A 534-nucleotide genomic window follows, 5' to 3' on the forward strand; every position below is an offset into this window, starting at 1 on the left:
CGTTGGCGTTGCGTTTCGACCCCTTCAGCTAAGACTTTCATTTCGAAGTTTTTGCCAATAGCGATGATGTTTTTCACCATATTCAGCGCTTTTTTATCGTGCTCAATATTATCGACAAAGCTCTTGTCAATTTTAACTTCATCAATCGGCAATGTTCTCAACATGCTTAGTGACGAGTAGCCCGTTCCGAAATCGTCCAATGAAATCTTAAAGCCCAAAGCGTGCAAGCGCTCGCAAGTTGGAGAGAACTTTTCTAGATCTTCGATAAACAAGTTCTCGGTAATTTCTAACGTGATTCTATTGCAATCAAGATGGTATTTGTCCATCGCCGCCATCAAGCGCTCTATAAATTTGGCGTGCAGGAACTGCTTGACGGAAATATTAATCGACATCTGAATTGGGGTGGCAAGATGGGTTGTCAGTAAGCCCATATCTTCAAGGCTCTTTTCGATGATCAACTCACCCAAACGCACCATCAAACCTGAGCTTTCAGCGACAGGAACAAATTCGTTAGGTGGTACTTTGCCCAGTTCC

General features: G+C 43.3%; 1 protein-coding gene. It reads right to left on the bottom strand.

All coding sequences use genetic code 11. The features are described 5' to 3' along the window. Positions 1 to 534, bottom strand: a 534-nt coding sequence (locus tag R7Z49_RS27245; protein ID WP_318112785.1) for an EAL domain-containing protein, incomplete at both ends; no start/stop codon positions are given.

It is taken from the genome of Vibrio sp. 1562 (genome assembly GCF_033340155.1).
GTDB classification, from domain to species: domain Bacteria; phylum Pseudomonadota; class Gammaproteobacteria; order Enterobacterales; family Vibrionaceae; genus Vibrio; species Vibrio alginolyticus.